This window comes from Nonomuraea rhizosphaerae, assembly GCF_019396405.1.
GTDB classification, from domain to species: domain Bacteria; phylum Actinomycetota; class Actinomycetes; order Streptosporangiales; family Streptosporangiaceae; genus Nonomuraea; species Nonomuraea rhizosphaerae.
Window position 1 is genome coordinate 1 of record NZ_JAHKRL010000532.1, and the last position, 4,719, is coordinate 4,719.

The 4,719-nt window shown below is 71.1% G+C and carries 4 protein-coding genes; 2 read left to right on the forward strand and 2 right to left on the reverse strand.

Annotated features, from left to right (window positions below; translation table 11 throughout):
• Positions 1-49 precede the first annotated feature (49 nt).
• Positions 50-1,762, reverse strand: a complete 1,713-nt coding sequence (locus KME77_RS27640) for a hypothetical protein (protein WP_219471875.1) — start codon at positions 1,760-1,762, stop codon at positions 50-52.
• 58 nt (positions 1,763-1,820) lie between these two features.
• On the reverse strand, positions 1,821-2,537 hold the full coding sequence (locus tag KME77_RS27645) for an IclR family transcriptional regulator (protein ID WP_214636939.1): 717 nt from the start codon (positions 2,535-2,537) through the stop codon (positions 1,821-1,823).
• A gap of 194 nt (positions 2,538-2,731) precedes the next feature.
• On the opposite strand from KME77_RS27645, the gene leuC reads away from it, so the two are divergent.
• Positions 2,732-4,117, forward strand: coding sequence for a 3-isopropylmalate dehydratase large subunit (gene leuC / locus KME77_RS27650; protein WP_219471876.1), 1,386 nt, complete (start codon positions 2,732-2,734; stop codon positions 4,115-4,117).
• A gap of 8 nt (positions 4,118-4,125) precedes the next feature.
• Positions 4,126-4,713 carry a 3-isopropylmalate dehydratase small subunit gene (gene leuD / locus KME77_RS27655; protein WP_219471877.1) on the forward strand — a complete coding sequence of 196 codons (588 nt, stop codon included), beginning with the start codon at positions 4,126-4,128 and terminating at the stop codon, positions 4,711-4,713.
• Positions 4,714-4,719 lie beyond the last annotated feature (6 nt).

Sequence of the window (4,719 nt, forward strand, 5' to 3'; positions counted from 1 at the left end):
GCGCCGCCCCGGAGAGCGGCGCCCGACGGCACGAGAAGCGGCGGACGGCCTACGAGTGCGAGCGCGCCTTGAACAGCGCCCGGCGGGCCGCCTTGGCGACCTGCTTGTCCGGGTGCACCTGCGAGATCAGGTCCAGCAGCTCCTCCACATGGGAGTGCGGGATCTTCCAGATCACTTCCAGCAGGCTGTTCAGCAGCTCGGGGCCGATGTCGCGCAGGCTGCCGATGAACTCCGACCGCCCCAGCCCCGCCGAGATCGTCCACATGTCCAGGATCAGCCAGTGCGTGTCGTCCTGCGTGGGCTCGGGAGCCCCCTCCACGCCGAGCTGGCTCAGGTGCGTGGCCGCGTACGGGCGCAGTGACGACTGCTTGAGCGCGGCCTGCCAGGCCGGGATCGCCGCCTCCCCGAGCGTGCCGACCACGCTGGCCGCCTGGACGCGGATCAGCGCGTCCGACTCGTCCTCGGCGGCGGCCTCCAGCAGCTCCTCGGCCGCCTTCGCCGGCTCGCGCAGCCGCATCCAGTCGGCGAACTCGGCGTCGGCCTCCTCCTCGGGCAGCTCGGCGCTGAGCGCGAGCAGCTCGTGGGCGCTCATCGACTCGATGGCGGGCCGGGCGTCCACCTCGATGTCGGAGTCGTCCACCAGGTGGACGATGCCCTCGGTGCCGAGCGGGGTGAGCGAGACCGTCCGGTCCGCGACGGACACCATGCCGTACCCGGCCAGCCACTGGACCGCGCCGGTGAGCGGGTCGCCGGCCGCCTCCCACGCGTCGGCGCCCAGCTCGTCGAGCTCGGCCGCCGCCTCCGCCAGCTCCTGGCCCAGCTCGTCGAGGTCACGCGAGCCGCCGGCCAGCAGCAGCCGGACGAGCACGCCACGGGTCAGGCCCGCCAGGGCCATCGTGAGGTCCTCGTCGGCCAGCTCGGGGTCGCCGTAGTCGACCGAGTGGAGACCGAGCATCCAGGCGTCGAGCACGTCCTCGTCGTCGTCGAACGGCCACTCCGACGTGTCGTCCTGCACGGCGACCGTGTTGGCCTCGCCGGGCTCCAGGAACTCCAGGTCGACGGCCAGGTTCCACACGTTCCAGAGCTGGGGGACGGCCTCGGCGAGCGAGCCGTCGGTCTCCGGCCTGGACAGCCCGACGGCGGTCAGGGCCTCGGCCACCTCGTCGTCGGACAGCAGGGTGTCCTCGCCCACCCGGCGGCCGGAGCCGACCCACAGGGCCAGATCGCGCGCCTGGGCGATCAGCGGCACCTCACGGGCCGCGGCGGCCAGCTCGGAGTCGGGGCGCAGCCTGATCGTGTCGAGGTCGGCGAGCGCGTCGGCGAACGGCTCGAAGTCGCCCAGGTCGCCGACCTCCTCCTCGTCGTCGTCACCGTCGGTGTCGTCGATGAGGTCCTCCATCAGCTCGACGAAGTCGTCCTCCACGTCGTCGAGCTCGGCCTGCAGGTCGGAGAGGGAGTCGGAGCCCTCGGTGAGCCGTCCGGTCTGGGAGAGGAACGTCAGGTACGCGTCGAGGGCCGGGAGCATCCCGTCAGCGGCGGCGTCGGGGTCCTCCACGACCTTCGGCATGCGGTCGAGCAGCAGGTTACGCAGGTCGGCGCGCTTCCACACGCCGAGATCCTGAGAGAAGGCGAGGCGGTGCCACAGCGCCGCGGGCCCCACGAGCTCGGGGTCGCTCTCGGGCGCGTTGGTCCGCGCCCAGATGATGAACTCTTCGAGCAGGGGTCGCAGCTCAGTGGCGGCTACCTCGATGCGATCTGTCACGCACTCAGGCTAGTGCGCCCACGAGGCACTCGGCTCCCCAAATCAGGGCTTTTGCTGATCATGACGTGCGACGCATCGCCTCGGTGATCCGCTCGGCCGCCGCCATGACGGGCACGGCGTGCAGGCGGCCGGGCGCTCTGGTGAGCCGTTCGATGGGGCCGGAGACGGAGACCGCCGCAATCACCTTGCCGCCACTGCCCCTTATCGGCGCGGACACGCTGGCCACCCCCTGCTCGCGCTCGCCCACGCTGTGCGCCCAGCCCCTGCGCCGCACCGACGCCAGCGTGGCGGCGGTGAACTTCGCGCCGCGCAGCCCCCGGTGCAGCCGGTCGGGCTCCTCCCACGCCAGCAGGATCTGCGCCGCCGACCCCGCCGTCATCGGCAACGCGGAGCCCACGGGCACGGTGTCACGCAGGCCACTGGCCCGTTCGGCCGCCGCCACGCACACCCGCTCGTCACCTTGACGCCGGTAGAGCTGCGCGCTCTCCCCGGTCAGGTCGCGCAACTGCATCAGAACGGGCGCGGCCACCGCCAGCAACCGGTCCTCACCCGCCGCCGTGGACAACTCCGAGAGCCGCGGGCCGAGCACGAACCTGCCCTGCGTGTCACGCGTCACGATGCGGTGGTGCTCCAATGCGACGGCGAGCCGGTGGGCCGTGGGTCTGGCCAGGCCGGTGGCCTGGACCAGCTGGGCCAGCGACGCGGGACCGGCTTCGAGAGCGTTGAGTACCAGAACGGCCTTGTCCAGTACTCCGACTCCGCTAGAGTTGTCCATACACCGATACTGCCGTCTCGACATATGGGATCGCAAGTCAGGGCAGATTCGGCGACAAGTCTCCCGCGAGGGAGCGCCGGTCTCTGGATGAGGAACGCAGGGAGCGCAGCGACCGGAGTGACGAAGGAAGAGACCGGGTCACAGCGACCGAGCCGCGATGCGGAGCGTCGCAGTCAGACAAGAGGAGATGGAGAATGGGCCGCACTCTGGCGGAGAAAGTCTGGGAGCAGCACGTCGTGCGCCGAGCCGACGGCGAACCTGACCTTCTCTACATCGACCTGCACCTCATCCACGAGGTGACCAGCCCGCAGGCGTTCGACGGCCTGCGTCTCGCCGGTCGGAAGGTGCGCAGGCCCGATCTCACCATCGCCACCGAGGACCACAACGTGCCGACCGTGCTCGGCCCGATCACCGACCCGGTCTCCAAGACCCAGGTCGAGACGCTCCGCAAGAACGCCGCCGAGTTCGGCGTCCGGCTGCACCCGATGGGCGACGCCGGCCAGGGCGTGGTGCACATCATCGGCCCGCAGTTCGGCCTGACCCAGCCGGGCATGACGATCGTGTGCGGCGACAGCCACACCTCCACGCACGGCGCGTTCGGCGGCATCGCGTTCGGCATCGGCACCTCCGAGGTCGAGCATGTGCTGGCCACGCAGACGCTGCCCGCCTACCGGCCGAAGACGATGGCCATCGAGGTCTCGGGCGAGCTGCCCGTCGGCGTCACGGCGAAGGACCTGATCCTGGCCATCATCGCCAAGATCGGCACCGGCGGCGGCCAGGGCTACATCGTCGAGTACCGCGGCGAGGCCGTGCGCAAGCTCTCCATGGAGGGCCGCATGACGGTGTGCAACATGTCGATCGAGGCCGGCGCCCGCGCGGGCATGATCGCCCCGGACGAGACCACGTTCGACTACCTCAAGGGCCGCCGGCACGCGCCGGAGGGCGAGGCGTGGGACCAGGCGGTCGCGTACTGGAAGTCGCTGCGCACCGACGACGACGCCGTGTTCGACAAGGTCGTCGAGATCGACGCCTCGACGCTGACCCCTTACGTCACCTGGGGCACCAACCCCGGCCAGGGCCTGCCGCTGGACGCCGCGGTGCCCAGCCCCGAGGACTACACGGACCCGGTCGCCCGCTCGGCCGCCGAGCGCGCGCTGGAGTACATGGGGCTGACCGCGGGCACGCCGCTGCGCGAGATCCAGGTCGACACGGTGTTCGTCGGCTCGTGCACCAACGGCCGCATCGAGGACCTGCGCTCGGCCGCCGAGATCCTGCGCGGCCGTCAGGTCATCACCCGCACGCTGATCGTCCCCGGCTCGATGCTGGTCAAGCACCAGGCCGAGCAGGAGGGCCTGCACGAGGTCTTCAAGGCCGCCGGCGCCGAGTGGCGCGAGGCGGGCTGCTCGATGTGCCTGGGCATGAACCCCGACACGCTCCAGCCGGGCGAGCGCAGCGCCTCCACCTCCAACCGCAACTTCGAGGGCCGCCAGGGCAAGGGTGGCCGCACCCATCTGGTGTCGCCGCAGGTCGCCGCCGCGACCGCGGTCACCGGCCGCCTGACCGCCCCCGCCGACCTCTAGGAGCGAAGATGGACAAGTTCACCACCCACACCGGTACGGCGGTGCCGCTGCGCCGCAGCAACGTCGACACCGACCAGATCATCCCGGCCGTCTGGCTCAAGCAGGTCAGCCGGACCGGCTTCGAGAAGGGCCTGTTCTCCGCCTGGCGCGAGGACCCGGCGTTCGTGCTCAACGACCCGTCGTACGAGGGCGCCACCGTCCTGGTCTCCGGCCCCGACTTCGGCACCGGCTCCTCGCGCGAGCACGCCGTGTGGGCGTTGCAGCAGTACGGGTTCCGCGTCGTGATCGCGGCCAGGTTCGGCGACATCTTCCGCAACAACTCCACCAAGATGGGCCTGCTGCCGGTCATCCTGCCGGACGACAAGGTCGAGGCGCTCCAGGCCGCCGTCGAGGCGGACCCGAAGCTGGAGGTGACCGTCGACCTCGACGGACGCCAGGTCCGCTGGGCCGGTGAGAGCGTCGCCTTCGAGATCGACGACTACACGCGCTGGCGCCTCATGGAGGGCCTCGACGACATCGGACTGACCCTGCGTCACGCCGAGGATGTGGCGGCGTACGAGAATGGTCGGCAGCCATGGCTGCCGACGACCGTCTAGAGGGGG